Consider the following 16,866-nt stretch of genomic DNA (forward strand, 5'->3'; position numbering starts at 1 on the left):
GGAAAGCTCCCACTCCCGGATCGCACCTTGCATCTTCCAGTCCTTGGTTTAATCTGCAACTGATGGTATTGGGAAGCCATCCTTCAACTGCGCCGAACAATCGGAGCGGGCAACGACAAGATTATGGGGAAACGCATCATGAAGGACATCAGCAGGCGCTCGGTCATCCTGGGCGCCGCGGCGATCACGGCCGGATGTGCGGCGCAGGGAACGTCGGGTCTGGTCGCTCCGGCAGCCACCCGAAGCGCGGCCGGCGGGTCCGGGATGGGGATGGCGGGTGTCGATGAAGTTCTCCGCCAAGCCATCGGCCCCGACAAGGTGGCCGGTCTGGTCGCGACCGTCGGCACCGACAAGGAAACGCTCTTCGAGGCGGCCTACGGCAAGCGCAGCCTTGACGGGGAAGTCGACATGTCGGCGGACTCGGTCTTCTGGATCGCCTCGATGACCAAGGCGGTGACTTGTACCGCGGCGATGCAGATGGTGGAGCAGGGCAGGCTGACGCTGGACGATCCGATCGGCGGGGTACTTCCCGAGTTAGGATCGCCGCGCGTCCTGACCGGCTTCGACAGGGCGGGCCGGCCGCGATACCGCGCCGCCCGCCGGCCCATCACGCTACGCCATCTCCTGACCCATACCGCGGGCTTCTGTTACCCGATCTGGAATGCCGAGCTTGACCGCTACATGAAGGCGACCGGCCATCCGTCCACCGCCACCGGCCTTAAGCGGTCGCTGGAACTGCCGCTGATGTTCGATCCGGGCGACCGCTGGGAATACGGCATCAACATCGACTGGGCCGGATTGGCGGTCGAGCGGGTCAGTGGGCGAAAGCTCGGCGCCTATTTCGACGAATACATCTTTTCGCCGCTGGGAATGACCAGCACGGGCTTCAAGCTGACCCCGTCGCAGCGGGCGAGGCTGGTGAAGGTCCATGCCCGCCAGTCCGACGGCTCCCTGAAGCCGATCGACTTCGAGATCAAGCAGGACCCTGAGTTCGAGGCGGGCGGCGGCGGTCTCTACTCGACCGCCGGCGACTATCTCAAGTTCTGCCGGATGTTCCTGAACGGCGGCCGCTCCGCGACCGGCCAGCAGGTGCTGCGCCCGGAAACCGTCGCTGTCATGGGCACCAACCAGATGGGCGCCCTGAACGTCAGGCTGCTGCCGACCAACACCCCTGATCTTTCCGCCGATGCCGAGTTCTTTCCCGGCATCGTCAAGAAATGGAGCACCGCCTTCATGCTCAACACCGAGCAGGCGCCGACGGGACGGAGCGCCGGCAGCATGGCCTGGGCCGGGCTCGCCAACACGTTCTTCTGGATCGACCCGACGCGCAAGGTCACCGGCGTCATCCTGATGCAGATACTGCCCTTCGTGGAGCCCCGGGCGCTCGACACCTTCACCAAGTTCGAGACCCAGACCTATCGGGAGATTTAACACCGGCGGCCTTAAACATTGACCGGCCTGGAAGGTTGAATGTCGGGCTGATCCCTCTCAGCTTCGTTCGAGGGAGCGCAGGAAAGCGAAGTCGCAGCCTTCGTCGGCTTGCAGGATCTGCTCGTCGTAGAGGCGCTGGTAGCCGCGTGACGGAGGACGCTTGGCCGGGACGAGAGCGGTGCGGCGGCGATCGAGTTCGGCGTCGTCCACCAGCAGCTCCAGCCGACGTCCGGCGACGCTGAGGCGGATGCGGTCGCCGTTGCGGACGAGGGCCAGCGGACCGCCCGACGCGGCGTCCGGTGTCACGTGCAGGACGATGGTGCCGTAGGCGGTGCCGCTCATCCGGGCGTCCGAGATCCGCACCATGTCCTTGACGCCGGTCCGGGCCAGTTTGGACGGGATCGGCAGGTAGCCGGCCTCCGGCATGGCCGCCTCGCTGACCGGGCCGGCGTTCTGGAGGACGAGGAAGTCGTCGGCATCGACGTCAAGGTCCGGATCGTCGATCCGGGCAGCCAGATCCTCGAGGGAGGAGAAGACGACCGCGCGTCCCTCGCGCTCGAACAGGGCGGGATCGGCGGCGGCGCGCTTCAGGATCGACCCCTTGGGAGCCAGATTGCCGAAAAGCGCCACCAGCCCGCCGTTTTCGCGGACGGGGGTCTCGACCGGATGGATGATCTCCCGATCCACCCAGGGATGGGCGGCGTCGATGCGCTCGCCGATGGTCTCTCCCGTCACCGTGACGCAGTCCAGGTGGAGGAGCGGGCGCAGCTCCCGCAGGACCGCCGGGATGCCGCCGGCCGCGTGGAGATCCTCCATATAGCCGACGCCTGTCGGCTTCAGATCGACCAGAACAGGCGTCGTCTCGCTCAACTCGTTCATCCGGTCAAGATCGACCGAAAGACCCAGCCGTCCCGCTATCGCCGCAAGGTGGATGATGGCATTGGTCGAGCCGCCCAGAGCCAGAAGCACGCGGACCGCGTTCTCGACCGCTTCCGCCGTCATGATCCGGCTGGGGCGGCGGTCGGAGCCGATCAGCGACACGGCGATCCGCCCGGTTTCCTCCGCCATGCGCAGCCGGTCGGCATCCACCGCCGGGATCGCGGCCGATCCCGCCGGCATCATGCCGAGCGCTTCGGCCAGGGACGCCATCGTGCTCGCCGTACCCATCACGGCACAGGAACCGGCGGTGCTCGCCAGCCGGCGCTCGACCGAATCGATTTCCTCATCGCTCACGCCGCCGGCGCGGTATCGCGCCCAGAACCGGCGGCAGTCGGTGCAGGCGCCCAGGCGCTCGCCCCGGTGGCGGCTGGTCGACATCGGTCCGCCGACGAGCTGGATCGCCGGGATGTCGGCCGAGGCCGCCCCCATCAGCTGGGCCGGCACCGTCTTGTCGCATCCGCCAAGCAGCACGACCGAGTCCATCGGCTGGGCTCGGATCATCTCCTCGACGTCCATCGACATGAGATTGCGGAACTTGAGGCTGGTCGGGCTGAGGAAGACTTCGCCCAGCGAGATCGTCGGGAACTCGACCGGCAAGGCGCCGGCGGCCAGGACGCCGCGTTTCACCGCCTCGATCAGTTCCGGGAAATGGCGGTGACAGTTGTTGAAGCCGCTGGCCGAATGGGCGATGCCCACGATGGGCCGGTCCAGCATCTCGCGGCTGTAACCCATGGAACTCGCAAAAGAGCGCCGCAGATAAAGGCTGAAACCCCGGTCGCCATAATTGGTGAGGCCCCGGCTGAAGCCGAGCCCCTTGTTCTTTTCTTCTTCTTCGTTCATCGCCCTGGTCCTCCCGTGCGGCCGTGCCGTTATGCCGTCGCAGGGCGGCAGCATAGCCTTTGGGGCGGATCAGGTGAACGGAACAAACCCTTCGGCCACGATTTCCCCGGCTTCCTGGACTTGCCAGCGGCCGCTCTCGTAGTTGATCATCAGGCTGCCGACGCTTTCCGGCAGATGGTTCATCAGCCGCTTGCCGTGGTCCGTCAGCACCACGTTGGCCCAGGCGTAGACGAATCCCGCCGGCTCTTCCGGGTCTTCCCGGACCCCCAGGAACTGGTCGGCATGGGCTGCCAGCAGGCCGAGTATACGGACCTCCGAGGGGCCCCGCCCGCGATCTTCGGTTATCTTCTCCGCCAGTCCCTCCGGGTCCTGGGTATCCGGACTTTCGACTTCCATGTCGGTCATGCGTCGCTCCTGTTGCGGCTTCGAGCATGGTAACCCGATTTTGGAGCGGCTGAGAAACGATCAGTTCAGAGCCCGTTTGAGAATTGAGCGGCATTGCGGATCCGGGGCTTGGTTGCCCGCTCATACCGAGGGCCGAAGACATTGACCGGTGTGGACAGCGTTTGTTGGGCCACGGCCCAACCTACAGGCTGCTGCTTCGTAGGTTGGGCCGTGGCCCAACACTTGCCGACCGCAGGTCAAACTCTTCGGCTCCTGGTATCGTACCAGCGGCCTTCAAGCTCGACATGTCCGGAACGCTGGACGTCGGGCTGAAGAGGCCCGATACCCCTGCCGAAACTCACAGGGTAAGCTTCAGGGCCGTTGGAATCAGACAGGAGCGCCTCTAGCAAAGTGCGGGGGCTGGCTGAAATGCTCGATCAGGAGTTCAGTGAGGACCCGTATCTTGCGTGCGGGATGCTGACCAGGCGGGCGGACGATATATGCACCTGCCGGCGGTGGTGGATGGCGTGTCATGACCGGCACGAGCGCTCCGGAGGCCAAATGTTCATGGGTGAGGCAGTCGGGCAGGTACGCGATCCCTAGCCCTGCCGCTACGGCCGCCACCAGGGCCGTGCCGTTGTCAGCCTTGAAGCGTCCCTGCGGACGTACCGTCACGGTCTTGTCGCCATCCATGAAGTGCCAGGCTTCGGTCCCCTGCATCAAGGCTTCATGGGCGACGAGTTCCTCCGGTGTCTCAGGCGACCCATGCGCCTCGATATAGTCGGGACTGGCGACGAGCTTCCCGAAGATCGGGCCGACACGTCTTGCGACCAGATTGGAGTCCTGAAGATAGCCTACCCGTATCGCGCAATCGTAGCCCTCCCCGATCAGATCGACGAAGCGATCGCTGTAGCAGGTGTGGATTTGGAGCCGGGGATGGCGTCGCGCCAATTCGGCGAGCACGGGAGCGAAGTGGGTCGGGCCGAAAGTAAGCGGCGCGGCAACTCGCAGGCGGCCGCGAAGGTCACCGGCGGGCAGGATCGTTTCCTTGGCTATATCGATCTCGGCGCAGACCCTGGCTGCATAGTCTCGGAAAGTGGCCCCGGCTTCCGTGAGAGCAGCCCCGCGGGTCGTTCGTGCCAGAAGCTGAACGCCAAGTTCCGCTTCAAGCCGGGAGAGCCGGCGACTGACGATCGACTTGGATACGCCGAGGCGGAGTGCCGCGGGCGAAACCCCGCCAGCATCGGCAACTTCCACGAACGTCCGCAGCTCTTCGATATCCAATCCAGCGTTCCCCATTTCGCGACACAGCTTGGCATGAAAGGACGCTACCGCATCGTGCCTAGTAACGGCAATGTCACTCTCAGGCAACGCCACTGCTGGCGCATGTCTCCTGAAAATACCAATGCCGCTCACGACGGCAGTAAAGGATGTAACAATGACGTTTCGTAACGGGCTTGCTTCGCTTCTTCGTCCAGAAGACTCGGTACTCATATTGATCGACCACCAACCTTACCAGCTCGCGAACGTGAACAGCCACGAACCGCAGATGGTGATCAACAATACTACAGGTCTGGCGAAAGCCGCCAAGGCCTTCGGCGTCCCCACGATCCTCACCACCGTGATCGCTGAACGGGGTGGTCTCCTCTTTCCTCAGATCACCGATGTGTTTCCTGGCCAGGAAGTGATCGACCGTACGTTCATCAACACTTGGGAAGATCGGAAGGTGGTGGACGCAGTCAAGGCGACGGGCCGCAAGCAGCTGGTCATCGCGGGCCTGTGGACCGAAGTCTGCGTCGCGATGCCGGCAATCCAGGCCCTCGGCGAAGGCTGGGACGTGACCGTGATCACCGATGCATCCGGCGGAGTTTCGGTCGAAGCCCATCAAGTCGCCGTCCAGCGCATGATCGCCGCCGGAGCGAACATGATGACCTGGCTTGCGCTGGCGGCCGAATGGCAACGCGACTGGGCTCGGGCCGATCAGGCCGTAGCACTGACGGAAGTCATCACGCAACATGCCGGCGGCAGCGGCATCGCGTTCCTGTGGGAACAACAGCTGCTCAACACGCCTGTACCCCGCAACGCAGGATGACCTGAGCGGGGATGCCGAGATCTTCGAGCATGGAATGCGAAAAGTGGATCGCTTGATCGAGCCTCGGCATCCCCACCACGCCTCGGCAGTCGTGCTCGCCACCGCCATGGTCTTCCGGTGCTGACAGCGCTAAGCTGTTTGACGGCATAAGGGCTGCAAGCAGCCCGTCAGAACGCATGCCGGCGTCATTTGGCGAAATATTTCCCGCCATCCACTAAACGCAGGCTTTCTTGATGCCCGAACCCGATACCTCGATGTTCAAGCTCGATCCCGCGCCGAAGGTCATCACCTTCGATTGCTATGGCACTCTTGTGGAGTGGTACGAGGTGCTTCTGCGCGAGATCGGCGCGACGCTGGCGAAGCACGACGCGAGCGGCGCAAATGCATCCGCGATCCTCGACAGCTTCTCCGCGCAGGGGCGACGCCTGACGGCGGAGAGACCGCACCGCCTCTACAAAGACATCCTGCGCATCGGCTTTGCCGCTGCGTTCGGCGAACATGGCCTGAACCCGAGCGCGGACGAGATCGAGCGCATCGCGTCGTCACCCATGACGATGGGTCCGCACCCCGAGGTCCCGGATGTCCTGCGGCGACTGCGCGAGCGCTACAAGCTGGCGATCTTCACGAACTCCGACGACGATCTTATCGCGCCGACCGTGGCGCGCATCGGCGTGCCTTTCGACTACGTCATTACCGCCGAACAGGCGCAGGCCTACAAGCCATCGCGACAACTCTTCGAGTACGCCTACCGCACGATGGGCGTGACGCCGGACGAGACGGTGCATGTGGCGATGGGCATGTACTGGGACATGAAGGCCCGTCATGAACTGGGTCTACGCGGCATCTGGGTGAACAGGCGGGGTGAGGCCGGCAATCCGGACTGGCTGCCCTATGCGGAGGTGTCGGACTTGGATGGAGCGGCCGCATTGCTCTTGCCGCCCTGACGCCGACTTGGCGCGGCGCCTGTTCCGCTCTGGCGCTATCTTATACCAAGGGCCGAAGACATTGACCTGCCGGGACAATGTTTGTTGGGCCACGGCCCAACCTACAGGCTCCTGTCTCGTGGGTTGGGCCATGGCCCAACACTTCCGGAACGCAGGTCAAATTCTTCGGCCAGTCATCCCTCCCAGACCATCGCCGGAACGGCAGCCCTGAACCGTGCGGGCTCGATCCCATGGTCGGCCAAAGCGGCGCTCAGCCGCCGGGCCGGCTCATCGCGTCCCTCGTCGGTGAGCTGGAACGTGCCCCAGTGTATTCCCAGGGCATGCCGCGCCTCGAGATCGAGCAGAATTTGCACGGCTCCGTCAGGGTCGCAATGCTGGGCGGACATGAACCACTCGGGCGCGTAGGCGCCGATCGGAAGCAGGGCCAGGTCAGGCCGTCCGTAGCGTTCTCGCATGTTCCGGAAGATGCGGCCGCTGCCATAGCCGCTGTCGCCTGCGAAGTAGATCAGCCCGACGGGCGTCCGAATCATGAAGCCGCACCACAGCGCCATCCGGCGATCGCTTGGCCGGCGCGACGACCAGTGGTTGGCGGGTACGATGTGAGCCTCGGCGCCTTCTCCGATCCCAATCCGGTCTCCCCAGTCGCCGCTGACGACCTGGGCCGTGCGGATATGGCGGCGGACGATCACGTCGTTGCCGAGCGGTGTCACGATCAGGGGCGCGTCGCGCTCGTGCAGCCGCTTGAGCGTGTCGACGTCGAGATGGTCGTAGTGGTTGTGCGACAGGAGGACCGCGTCGATCCGGGGAAGATCGTCGAAGGCGACTCCGGGAGCGGTGACCCGACGCGGACCGGCGAAGCTTAGGGGACTGGCGCGTGCCGACCAAACCGGATCGGTGAGGATGTTGAGGCGGGCCGCCTGAATCAGCAGGGTCGAGTGCCCTACCATCGTGACCCGGAGTCCGTTTACCTGGGCATCCGGCACCGTCCGCTGGACCGCGACCTGCTTCGGCCATGCCGCCGCAGCGCCCGCCAGTTTCCAGCGCAGAAGTTGGCGCAGCGTGCGGTCGGTTTCCGGTTCTCCCGGATTGAAGAAGCGCACACCGTCGTAATTGTGGGCCGGCGGGCCTTGGTGATAGGGATTGCGCTTGGCCACTCGGCTTCTCCTGGACATCCGGCTCGGCCAAGCCGGCCCCCACTCACATAGGGATGCCGGCCGCTGCGGCAACGGGCTGCCGTTATCTCGCTGCGAGCAGCGGGCGCAGTGCGTCGGTCACTCCGTTCAGCGCGATCTCGGTGCCGACGCACAGGAGCAGGAAGGCGGTGAGGCGCGTCAGCACCCGGGAGCGGGCCTGGCCCAGCAGGGCTACAAGACGGTCGGCCGACGCATAAGCCAGCCAGACGATCAGCGCCACCACGATCGCCGCCGCCGATGCTCCGAGGAAGAACGAAGCGAGGGCCTTGTCGTCGGCCGGCAGGTTGGAGCCAAGGGCGATCGCGACCGCGATCGTGCCGGGTCCGGTCGTGAAGGGAATGGTGAGGGGGAAGAAGGCGACGTCATCGGCGCCTTCGGCGTGGGAGGCCTGTTCCTGCTTGCGCTCCTCCGTCGTTTCGGGAGCCTGGAGCAGGCTCCAGGCCCGCGCCGCCACGAAGACGCCGCCCGCGATGCGCAACGCCGAAAGGCTCACCCCGAAAAACGCCAGGATATAGGCACCGCCCCACAGCGCCCCGAGCATGACCAGCGCCGAGTAGAAGCCGATCCGGCGCGCGATGTTCAGCCGCTCGCCATGACTGCGGTCGGCGGTGACCTGACTGAAGATCAGGGCCGAGCCGAGCGGGTTGACGATCGAGAACAGGGCGGAAAGGGCCAGCAGGAAACTCTGTGCAACAGGTATGCTATCCATTCCGTCCCGGCCTTGCTTGCAGCGTCGAAGCCATACTATCAGCCCGCCGGCTTATGGCAATCGACGCAGCGGCAGCCCGCTCAAAGACCCTCTTCGCGGCAGCCCGCTCAAAGACCCTCTTCGCGGCAGCCCGCTCAATGACCCTCCTTCAATGGCCGCCAAGTTGCCGGCTCGCTTCGGGCTTGTCGTGGATGCCGAGGCTGTCGAGCAGCGTGGTACTGGCTTGGTTGAGGCCGGTCAGACCGACGACGGCGCCCTGCCGGCGAAACCGCAGCACGACCTTGTCGACGGCTCCGACTGCCGTGTAGTCCCACAGGTGGGCGCCGGTCAGGTCGATCTCGACGCGATCGACGCGTTCCTGGAAATCGAACCCGGCGATGAAGTCTTCGGCGGAGGCGAAGAAGAGCTGGCCGTGGACCGTGTAGGTCCGGCGGCGGCCGTCGTCGCTCAGCGTGCTTCCGACCGTGACGATGTGTGCGACCTTGCGCGCGAAGAACAGGGCGCTCAGCAGCACGCCGACCAGGACGCCCTTGGACAGGTCGTGCGTGACGACGACGGTGAGCGTGGTCGCGACCATCACGATGGAGGAACTGGCCGGCATGGTCCGAAGCTGGCGAAGGGAGCCCCAGTCGAAGGTGCCGATCGATACCATGATCATGACGGCGACCAAGGCCGCCATGGGGATCCGAACGACCCAGTCCTGAAGCACCAGGATCAGGAACAGCAGGACCAGACCGGCGGTAAGCGTCGAAAGCCTTCCGCGTCCGCCGGACTTCGTGTTGATGACGGACTGGCCGATCATCGCGCATCCGGCCATCCCGCCGAACAGGCCGGAGACGATGTTGGCGATGCCCTGGCCGCGGATCTCCGTGTCCTTGTCGCTCTGCGTTCCGGTCATGTCGTCGACGATCGAGGCCGTCAGGAGCGATTCCAGCAGCCCGACCAGGGTCAGCGTGACCGCGACGGGCAGGATGATGCCGAGGGTTTCCAGGTTCAGCGGTACGGCCGGGATCAGGAAGGTCGGCAAGTCGCTCGGCAGTTCCCCCATGTCGCCGACCGTCCGCACGTCGGCACCGGTCAGGATGGCGACCGCCGTCAGCGCCACGATCGCCACCAGGGGCGACGGGATCGCTGTGGTGACCAGCGGCAGCAGATAGATGATGCCGAGGCCGGCCGCGACGATGGCGTACATCTGCCAGTTGGCCCCGGCGAATTCCGGCAACTGGGCCATGAAGATCAGGATCGCCAGCGCGTTGACGAAACCGGTCATGACCGACCGTGAAACGAACCGCATGCTGCGTCCGAGTTTCAGCAGGCCGACTGCGATCTGGAGCGCACCGGTCAGAAGGGTGGCGGCAAACAGGTAGTCCAGGCCGTGATCCTTGACCAGATCGATCATCAGGAGGGCCATGGCGCCGGTCGCGGCCGAGATCATGCCCGGACGTCCGCCGACGATCGAGATGGTGACCGCGATGATGAACGAAGCGTAGAGGCCGACCTTGGGATCGACACCGGCGATTATCGAAAAGGCGATCGCTTCCGGGATGAGGGCAAGTGCGACGACAATGCCGGCAAGCACGTCGCCCCGCATGTTGCCGAACCACTCCGAACGGAGTCTTGCACTATCGAATGTCATTGGGACCTGAACAGAATGGGGAGCCGTTTCCCGGATGCGAGCCGGACGGCATGGAGGCGGAAGGCGTGAAAAAAGCTGCGGCTGCCTGCTTGATCAGGCGCCGGGGCAAAATCGCTGGACGATCGGGAAGATCAGGGCGGACTGTTGCGATGCAGCATGGTCGGTGTCTATCACCGTTCCATGCCCGGCGCAACAACGGGAACTATCCGTGTTCGGCCATGCGCACGCCGGGACCATGGTCGGCATCGGCATTGATGAAGAGGACGCCGCCATCTTCGAGCGCGCGGCGGATCGCTGCGGCCGAAGCACGGTGAAGCTCGTGCTGGCCGTTCTCGAAACCGCGCACGGTGCTGCGGCTCACTTCCGCGCGGGTAGCCAGGTCGTCCTGGGTCCAGGTCAGGAGCGCCCGAGCCGCGCGGCATTGTTCCGGTGTCAAGGACATGCCGCACCAGATGGGTCGCGAAATCCAAAGATCAATATAGCTCATTTTGGTTGAAACGGCCGGTTGCAGGTTTAGCTATGGTCCTGCTGCCGCGGCTCCCGCCGCGCGATTGCCCATTATCGTCCGGCAAGCGTTCACTGAATGGCAGCCGACTTGCCAAGCCCGCGGGCTGCATCCGACACGCGGGACGAGGCCCCCGCAGGAAAGGAGACACGGATGGGGATAACCGACCTTTTTTCGTCCTCGAACGTTCTTCTCGACGTCAGTGCGAATACCAAGCGAGCCCTGCTGGAGTTCATGTCGACCGAGGCGGCAAGCCGGCTCGGCCGGCCCGATCAGGAAATTCTCGACGCTCTGCTGGCGCGCGAGCAGATCGGCTCCACCGCCCTCGGCAAAGGAGTGGCGCTTCCCCATGCGGAGCTCGACGGCGACGGGCTGCCGATCGTCCTCCTGGCGCGGCTTGGCCGCGGCATCGATTTCGACTCCCGCGACGACGAGCCGGTCGACATCGTCTTCCTTGTGCTGTGGCCGTCGTCGGGAGGCAAGGGGCTGCTGACCGCGATGTCCGAGATCTGCCGGACGCTGCGCGACCCGCAGTCGCTGCGGCGGATCCGTTCGGCGGAGACGCCGGAAGCCGTCATCGATCTCGTCCGCCAGCTGGCCGCCGCCCGCGACGGCGCCATTCCGGCGACCATTCCTCCGCCGGACGATACCTGAACGCTCCAGACCCGACGCGTCCGCCGGTATCGCGGACGGGAGGGTGTTTCCAAAATTCGAAGACGACCATGACGCCGCGACGCGGCTCCCGCTCGAAGGCCTGACCGTAGGGGATTATGCCAGACGCCTTGCTCCTGATAGCCGCCGTCGGACTTCCGTTCATCGGTGCGATCGCCGCGGCGATCCTGCCGACCCATGCCCGCACGGCGGCGGCCGTACTGGCCGGGGCGACCGCCCTGGCCGAACTGGCACTCGTCTGGGCCGCCTATCCGACGGTGGCGGCGGGCGGCATCCTCCGGCACGCCGCCGAGTGGATGCCGTCGCTAGGATTGGACTTCTCGCTCCGGATGGACGGCTTCGCCTGGCTCTTCGCGGGGCTGGTGTCGGGCGTCGGCGCGCTCGTGGTGCTTTACGCGCGATACTACATGTCGGCGGACGATCCGGTCCCGCGCTTCTTCGCCTTCCTGCTCGCCTTCATGGGCTCGATGATGGGGGTCGTGCTCTCGGGCAACCTGGTCCAGCTCGCCTTCTTCTGGGAACTGACCAGCCTCTTCTCGTTCCTGCTGATCGGGTACTGGCATCACACGGCGGCCGCCCGGGACGGTGCCCGCATGGCGCTGACCGTGACCGCCACCGGCGGGCTGTGCCTGTTCGCCGGCGTCCTGATCCTGGGCCACATCGTCGGCAGCTACGACCTCGACCGCGTGCTGGCGTCGGGCGACCTGATCCGGTCGCATCAGCTGTACCTGCCGGCCCTCGTCCTGATCCTGCTTGGAGCGCTGACCAAGAGCGCGCAGTTCCCCTTCCACTTCTGGCTGCCGCACGCCATGGCGGCCCCGACGCCTGTGTCGGCCTACCTGCACTCCGCGACCCTGGTCAAGGCGGGCGTCTTCCTGATGGCGCGCCTGTGGCCTGTCATGTCCGGGACGGAGGAATGGTTCTGGATCGTCGGTTCCGCCGGCCTCGCCACGCTGCTGCTGGGCGCCTATGTCGCGATCTTCCAGCATGACCTGAAGGGGCTTCTCGCCTATTCGACCATCAGCCATCTCGGGCTGATCACCCTGCTGCTCGGCCTCAACAGCGCGCTGGCGATGGTGGCGGCGATCTTCCACATCATCAACCATGCGGCGTTCAAGGCATCGCTGTTCATGGCGGTCGGCATCATCGATCACGAGACCGGCACCCGCGACATCCGCCGGCTGTCCGGGCTGAACCGCTTCATGCCCTTCACGGCGCGTCTGGCCCTGGTGGCTGCGGCGGCCATGGCGGGTGTCCCGCTGCTCAACGGTTTCCTCTCGAAGGAGATGTTCTTCGCGGAGGCGCTGTCGGCCCAGGCGTCGCTGACGCTGCTGCTCGACATCCTGCCGTTCGCCGCCACGGTGGCGAGCGCCTTCAGCGTCGCCTATTCCCTGCGGTTCATCCACGGCGCCTTCTTCGGCCCGGACCCGGTCGATCTGCCGCGCACCCCGCACGAGCCGCCCGCCTGGATGAGGTTCCCGGTCGAGATCCTGGTGCTGGGCTGCATCATCATCGGCGTGCTTCCGTCGGCTTCGGTCGGACCCTACCTGGACATGGCCGCGCATTCCGCCTTGGGGTCCGCGACGCCGGACTACAGCCTGGCCGTCTGGCACGGCTTCAACCTTCCCCTGCTGATGAGCTTCACGGCGCTGGCGGCCGGGATCGTGCTCTACCTGGCGCTTCAGCGGCATCTGCGGAAGGGCACGGAAGGGCCGCCGCTGATCCGCCGGCTGGAAGGACGGCGCATGTTCGAGCGGACCATGGTGTTCCTGTCCTGGCGTCTCGCCCGGTCGCTCGAAGGCGTTTTCGGCACCCGCCGCCTGCAACCCCAGTTGCGGCTGGTCGTTTGCGCGGCCATCCTGGCAGCCGCCCTGGCCGTCTACATGCGTGTGCCCGGACCGGGCAACCTGATGCCCGCCGACATCGATCCGGTGCTTGCCCTGATCTGGGCGATCGGCGCCGTCTGTGCGCTAGGCGCCGCGCGTCAGGCTAAGTTCCACCGGCTGGCCGCGCTGATCCTGCTCGGCGGCACCGGGCTGGTGGTCTGCATCACCTTCGTCTGGTTCTCCGCGCCTGATCTGGCGCTGACCCAGCTCCTGGTCGAGGTCGTCACGACGATCCTGCTGCTGCTCGGCCTGCGCTGGCTGCCCAAGAGGCTCGACATACCTGGCTCGCGGGAAGTGCTCACGATGGCCCGCCGCGTGCGGGATCTCAGCATCGCCATCGCCGCGGGCGGCGGCATGGCGGCCCTGGCCTACAGCGTGATGACGAGGGTCCCGCCGGAAATTCTGGCGCAGCACTTCTTGGAACGGGCCTATGCGGAGGGCGGCGGCACCAATGTCGTGAACGTAATCCTGGTGGACTTTCGCGGGTTCGACACGCTGGGTGAGATGACGGTGCTGGGCGTGGTGGCGCTGACCGCCTATGCGCTCCTCCGACGGTTCCGTCCGGCATCCGACAGCGTCGACGTGCCGGAGCAGCAGCGCGACCAGAGCGCCTACGACAAGGCCCGGCCGGACCGGACGGAGGGCGACACCGTCGCCGACTGGCTGCTGATCCCGTCCGTCATCACGCGGTTGCTGTTCCCGGTGATCGGCGTCGTGGCGCTGTTCCTGCTGCTGCGCGGGCACGACCTGCCGGGCGGCGGCTTCGCGGCCGGGCTGACGGCGTCGATCGCGATCATTCTCCAGTACATGGTCGGGGGAACCCAGTGGGCCGAGGCCAGCCTGAGGATACGCCCGATGACCTGGATCGCCGTCGGCCTGCTGCTCGCGACCGGCACGGGGATGGCGGCCTGGGCGGCCGGCCGGCCGTTCCTGACCTCCTACTTTGCCTATGCGGAGATCCCCTTCATCGGCGACGTCCCGGTCGCGAGCGCCCTGATCTTCGACATCGGGGTGTTCGCGCTCGTGGTCGGCGCCACCGTGCTGATGCTGATCGCGCTCGCCCACCAGTCGGTGCGCGGCCATCGGGCCGTCCCGCGCCCGGCCGCCGCCCAGGCGGCGACAACACCGGCGCCGGTGCAAGTCGCTCAGCAAATCCCGGCGGGAGAAGATTGATGGAAATCATCGTTGCACTCGGCATCGGCGTGCTGACCGGCTCCGGCGTCTGGCTGCTGCTGCGGCCCCGAACCTTCCAGGTCATCATCGGCCTGTCGCTGCTGTCCTACGCGGTCAACCTGTTCATCTTCTCGACCGGCGGACTCCGGACGGCGGCGGCTCCCGTGCTGGAGCGCGGCGTTCCGGGCGACCTCGCGGTGCAGGCCGACCCGGTGCCCCAGGCGCTTGTACTGACCGCCATCGTCATCGGCTTCGCCACAACGGCCCTGTTCCTCGTCCTGCTCCTCGCCGCGCGCGGGCTGACGGGTACCGACCATGTCGACGGCAAGGAGCAGCAGCGGTGAGCGACTGGATGGATCACCTGACGATCGCTCCGATCGTCGTCCCGCTGCTGGCCGGGACTCTGCTGCTGCTGATCGACGACCGCCGCCGCACGCTCAAGGCGACGCTTGCCGTCGGCTCGGCGCTCGCGATGGTGGCGCTCGCGGTCCTGCTGCTGCTGATGGCGGACGGCACGGTGGGAGGAGAGGCCGGGAATGCCGGCGTCGTCCGCATCTACCGGCTGGGCGACTGGCCGTCGCTGTTCGGCATCGTCCTGGTCCTGGACCGGCTTGCGGCGCTGATGGTGCTGCTGACCAGCGTGCTCGGGCTGGCGGCGCTGGTGTTCTCGCTGGCGCACTGGCAACGGGTCGGGCCGTTCTTCCATTCGCTCTTCCAGTTCCAGCTCATGGGGCTGAACGGCGCTTTCCTGACCGGCGACCTCTTCAATCTCTTCGTGTTCTTCGAAGTCATGCTGGCGGCGTCCTACGGGCTGGCGCTGTACGGCTCCGGCATCGCCCGCGTCCGAGCCGGCCTGCACTACGTCGCGATCAACCTCGTCGCCTCGCTGCTCTTCCTGATCGGCGTCAGCATGATCTATGGCCTTGCCGGCACGCTCAACATGGCCGATCTGGCGACCCGCATCGCCGGGCTGCGGCCCGAGGACCGGGCCCTGGTGGAGGCCGGCGCTGCGATCCTGGGCGTCGCCTTCCTGGTCAAGGCGGGCATGTGGCCACTGGGGTTCTGGCTGCCGACCACCTATGCCGCGGCGGGAACCGCTTCAGCCGCCATCATCTCGATCCTGAGCAAGGTCGGCATCTATGCCGTGCTCCGGCTGTGGCTGCTCCTGTTCGGCGAGGGCGCCGGGGACTCCGCCGGGTTCGGCGGCACGTGGCTGCTGATCGGCGGTCTGCTGACCATCGCCTTCGGCTCGATGGCGGTGCTCGCTACGCAGAACATGGCGCGGCTGGCCGGCGCCAGCATCCTCGTCTCCTCCGGCACCCTCCTGGCGGCGATCGGCGTCGGGCAGGTCGAGGTGACGGGCGGCGCGCTGTTCTACCTGACCGGTTCGGTCCTCGCGGTTTCCGCGTTCTTCCTGCTGATCGAGCTGGTGGAGCGCGGCCGCGAGGTCGGCGCCGACGTGCTGGCGGTGACGCGGGAAGCCTTCGGCGAGGCCGAGGAACCAACCGACGACGGCGAGATCGGAACGCCCATTCCGGCGACCATGGCCATCCTGGGGATCAGCTTTCTCGCCTGTGCCCTGCTGCTGGCGGGACTGCCGCCGCTTCCCGGCTTCCTTGCAAAGTTCGCCATGCTGGCGCCCCTGCTGAACGCCAGCGGCGCCATGCCGGCCACCAGCTGGGCCTTGTTCGCGGCGCTGATCCTGTCGGGGCTGGCGACGGTCGTTGCGATGACCCGCGCCGGCATCGACGTCTTCTGGGCGTCGCCGGGAAGCGAGGTTCCGCGGGTCCAGGTGACCGAGATCGTCCCGATCGGATTGCTGCTCGGGCTCTGCGTCGTCATGACGATCGAGGCCGGCACGGTCATGCGCTTCATGGAAGCGACCGCACAGTCGCTGCACGGCGCGCAGGAATACGTCCGCAGCGTCGTGCCGCCGTCCAAGGCGTCGGGCATGACCGGGGGAGGGGCGCCATGAGGAAGTGGCTGCCCTTCTCCCTGATGACGGCGTCCCTGCTGTCGATCTGGCTCTTGCTGACCGAGAGCCTGACTCCCGGCGCCGTCATCCTGGGCTTGGCCGTGGCCTTCGGCGCCCAGCGGGCGCTGATGGCGCTGGCGCCGCCGAGGGTCCGGTTCAGGCATCTGCGCGTGGCTTTCGACCTCGCGGCGGTGGTTCTGCGGGAAGTCGTCCGTTCCAACTGGGCGGTCGCCTGGATCGTGCTGCGTCCCGGGGGGACCGAGCGGGTCTCGGGTTTCGTCCGCATCCCGCTGGACATGCGGGCACCCTATGGGTTGACCGCGCTGGCCTGCATCATCACGGCGACTCCCGGCACGCTCTGGGTCGAATACGACACGTCGGACAATACCATGCTGCTCCACGTCCTCGACCTGATCGACGAGGAAGAGTGGGTCAGGATCATCAAGGACCGTTACGAACGGCGGCTGATGGAGATATTCGGCTGATG

Annotated in this window: 15 protein-coding genes; 8 read left to right on the forward strand and 7 right to left on the reverse strand. The window is 66.1% G+C overall.

Features of this window, described 5'->3' with window-relative positions; translation table 11 throughout:
* The first annotated feature begins 138 nt into the window (after positions 1 to 138).
* Positions 139 to 1,431 (forward strand): serine hydrolase domain-containing protein, encoded by a 1,293-nt coding sequence (locus N826_RS15500; protein WP_211099295.1) that lies wholly within the window; start codon positions 139 to 141, stop codon positions 1,429 to 1,431.
* A 57-nt stretch (positions 1,432 to 1,488) separates the two neighbouring features.
* On the opposite strand, the gene N826_RS15505 is transcribed toward N826_RS15500, so the two are convergent.
* The 3 genes from N826_RS15505 to N826_RS15515 all read right to left on the reverse strand — a co-directional run bounded on the left by N826_RS15505 (position 1,489) and on the right by N826_RS15515 (position 4,878).
* Positions 1,489 to 3,210, reverse strand: a complete 1,722-nt coding sequence (locus N826_RS15505; protein ID WP_044430294.1) for a dihydroxy-acid dehydratase — start codon at positions 3,208 to 3,210, stop codon at positions 1,489 to 1,491.
* A 69-nt stretch (positions 3,211 to 3,279) separates the two neighbouring features.
* A complete protein-coding gene (locus N826_RS15510) occupies positions 3,280 to 3,615 on the reverse strand; it encodes a hypothetical protein (RefSeq protein WP_044430297.1) in 336 nt (111 codons plus the stop codon).
* Between the two features lie 366 nt (positions 3,616 to 3,981).
* Positions 3,982 to 4,878, reverse strand: a complete 897-nt coding sequence (locus tag N826_RS15515) for a LysR family transcriptional regulator (protein WP_044430300.1) — start codon at positions 4,876 to 4,878, stop codon at positions 3,982 to 3,984.
* A 154-nt stretch (positions 4,879 to 5,032) separates the two neighbouring features.
* On the opposite strand from N826_RS15515, the gene N826_RS15520 reads away from it, so the two are divergent.
* A complete protein-coding gene (locus N826_RS15520) occupies positions 5,033 to 5,686 on the forward strand; it encodes a hydrolase (protein ID WP_044430301.1) in 654 nt (217 codons plus the stop codon).
* 233 nt (positions 5,687 to 5,919) lie between these two features.
* A complete protein-coding gene (locus tag N826_RS15525) occupies positions 5,920 to 6,630 on the forward strand; it encodes a haloacid dehalogenase type II (protein WP_084720779.1) in 711 nt (236 codons plus the stop codon).
* Between the two features lie 173 nt (positions 6,631 to 6,803).
* On the opposite strand, the gene N826_RS15530 is transcribed toward N826_RS15525, so the two are convergent.
* From N826_RS15530 to N826_RS15545, 4 genes are all read right to left on the reverse strand, one after another.
* The gene (locus N826_RS15530) at positions 6,804 to 7,784 is read right to left on the reverse strand and encodes an MBL fold metallo-hydrolase (protein ID WP_244619581.1); all 981 of its coding nucleotides are present in this window, start codon (positions 7,782 to 7,784) and stop codon (positions 6,804 to 6,806) included.
* Between the two features lie 82 nt (positions 7,785 to 7,866).
* Positions 7,867 to 8,532 (reverse strand): MarC family protein, encoded by a 666-nt coding sequence (locus N826_RS15535; RefSeq protein WP_044430305.1) that lies wholly within the window; start codon positions 8,530 to 8,532, stop codon positions 7,867 to 7,869.
* 148 nt (positions 8,533 to 8,680) lie between these two features.
* Complete coding sequence (locus N826_RS15540; RefSeq protein ID WP_044430308.1) at positions 8,681 to 10,168, reverse strand: SulP family inorganic anion transporter; 1,488 nt, start codon at positions 10,166 to 10,168, stop codon at positions 8,681 to 8,683.
* 202 nt (positions 10,169 to 10,370) lie between these two features.
* Positions 10,371 to 10,610, reverse strand: a complete 240-nt coding sequence (locus N826_RS15545; RefSeq protein ID WP_052831344.1) for a helix-turn-helix domain-containing protein — start codon at positions 10,608 to 10,610, stop codon at positions 10,371 to 10,373.
* 216 nt (positions 10,611 to 10,826) lie between these two features.
* Between N826_RS15545 and N826_RS15550 the strand changes: the two genes are divergently transcribed.
* From N826_RS15550 to N826_RS15570, 5 genes are all read left to right on the forward strand, one after another.
* The gene (locus N826_RS15550; protein WP_044430314.1) at positions 10,827 to 11,327 is read left to right on the forward strand and encodes a PTS sugar transporter subunit IIA; all 501 of its coding nucleotides are present in this window, start codon (positions 10,827 to 10,829) and stop codon (positions 11,325 to 11,327) included.
* A 116-nt stretch (positions 11,328 to 11,443) separates the two neighbouring features.
* On the forward strand, positions 11,444 to 14,404 hold the full coding sequence (locus N826_RS15555; RefSeq protein ID WP_044430316.1) for a monovalent cation/H+ antiporter subunit A: 2,961 nt from the start codon (positions 11,444 to 11,446) through the stop codon (positions 14,402 to 14,404).
* The gene (locus N826_RS15560) at positions 14,404 to 14,748 is read left to right on the forward strand and encodes a Na+/H+ antiporter subunit C (RefSeq protein ID WP_044430319.1); all 345 of its coding nucleotides are present in this window, start codon (positions 14,404 to 14,406) and stop codon (positions 14,746 to 14,748) included. Before N826_RS15555 ends, N826_RS15560 begins: the two co-directional genes overlap by 1 nt.
* Positions 14,745 to 16,379, forward strand: coding sequence for a monovalent cation/H+ antiporter subunit D (locus N826_RS15565; protein ID WP_244619582.1), 1,635 nt, complete (start codon positions 14,745 to 14,747; stop codon positions 16,377 to 16,379). Before N826_RS15560 ends, N826_RS15565 begins: the two co-directional genes overlap by 4 nt.
* Positions 16,376 to 16,864 carry a Na+/H+ antiporter subunit E gene (locus tag N826_RS15570; protein WP_044430321.1) on the forward strand — a complete coding sequence of 163 codons (489 nt, stop codon included), beginning with the start codon at positions 16,376 to 16,378 and terminating at the stop codon, positions 16,862 to 16,864. Before N826_RS15565 ends, N826_RS15570 begins: the two co-directional genes overlap by 4 nt.
* Positions 16,865 to 16,866: the final 2 nt, after the last annotated feature.

It is taken from the genome of Skermanella aerolata KACC 11604 (assembly GCF_000936425.1).
In the GTDB taxonomy this organism is placed as follows: Bacteria; Pseudomonadota; Alphaproteobacteria; order Azospirillales; family Azospirillaceae; genus Skermanella; species Skermanella aerolata.

Bases quoted from the DNA above. Each gene is read 5' to 3' on its own strand.
- N826_RS15500 (WP_211099295.1), top strand. From the start codon at position 139: ATGAAGGACATCAGCAGGCGCTCGGTCATCCTGGGCGCCGCGGCGATC.
- N826_RS15505 (WP_044430294.1), bottom strand. From the start codon at position 3,210: ATGAACGAAGAAGAAGAAAAGAACAAGGGGCTCGGCTTCAGCCGGGGC.
- N826_RS15510 (WP_044430297.1), bottom strand. From the start codon at position 3,615: ATGACCGACATGGAAGTCGAAAGTCCGGATACCCAGGACCCGGAGGGA.
- N826_RS15520 (WP_044430301.1), top strand. From the start codon at position 5,033: ATGACGTTTCGTAACGGGCTTGCTTCGCTTCTTCGTCCAGAAGACTCG.
- N826_RS15525 (WP_084720779.1), top strand. From the start codon at position 5,920: ATGCCCGAACCCGATACCTCGATGTTCAAGCTCGATCCCGCGCCGAAG.
- N826_RS15535 (WP_044430305.1), bottom strand. From the start codon at position 8,532: ATGGATAGCATACCTGTTGCACAGAGTTTCCTGCTGGCCCTTTCCGCC.
- N826_RS15540 (WP_044430308.1), bottom strand. From the start codon at position 10,168: ATGACATTCGATAGTGCAAGACTCCGTTCGGAGTGGTTCGGCAACATG.
- N826_RS15545 (WP_052831344.1), bottom strand. From the start codon at position 10,610: ATGTCCTTGACACCGGAACAATGCCGCGCGGCTCGGGCGCTCCTGACC.
- N826_RS15550 (WP_044430314.1), top strand. From the start codon at position 10,827: ATGGGGATAACCGACCTTTTTTCGTCCTCGAACGTTCTTCTCGACGTC.
- N826_RS15555 (WP_044430316.1), top strand. From the start codon at position 11,444: ATGCCAGACGCCTTGCTCCTGATAGCCGCCGTCGGACTTCCGTTCATC.
- N826_RS15560 (WP_044430319.1), top strand. From the start codon at position 14,404: ATGGAAATCATCGTTGCACTCGGCATCGGCGTGCTGACCGGCTCCGGC.
- N826_RS15570 (WP_044430321.1), top strand. From the start codon at position 16,376: ATGAGGAAGTGGCTGCCCTTCTCCCTGATGACGGCGTCCCTGCTGTCG.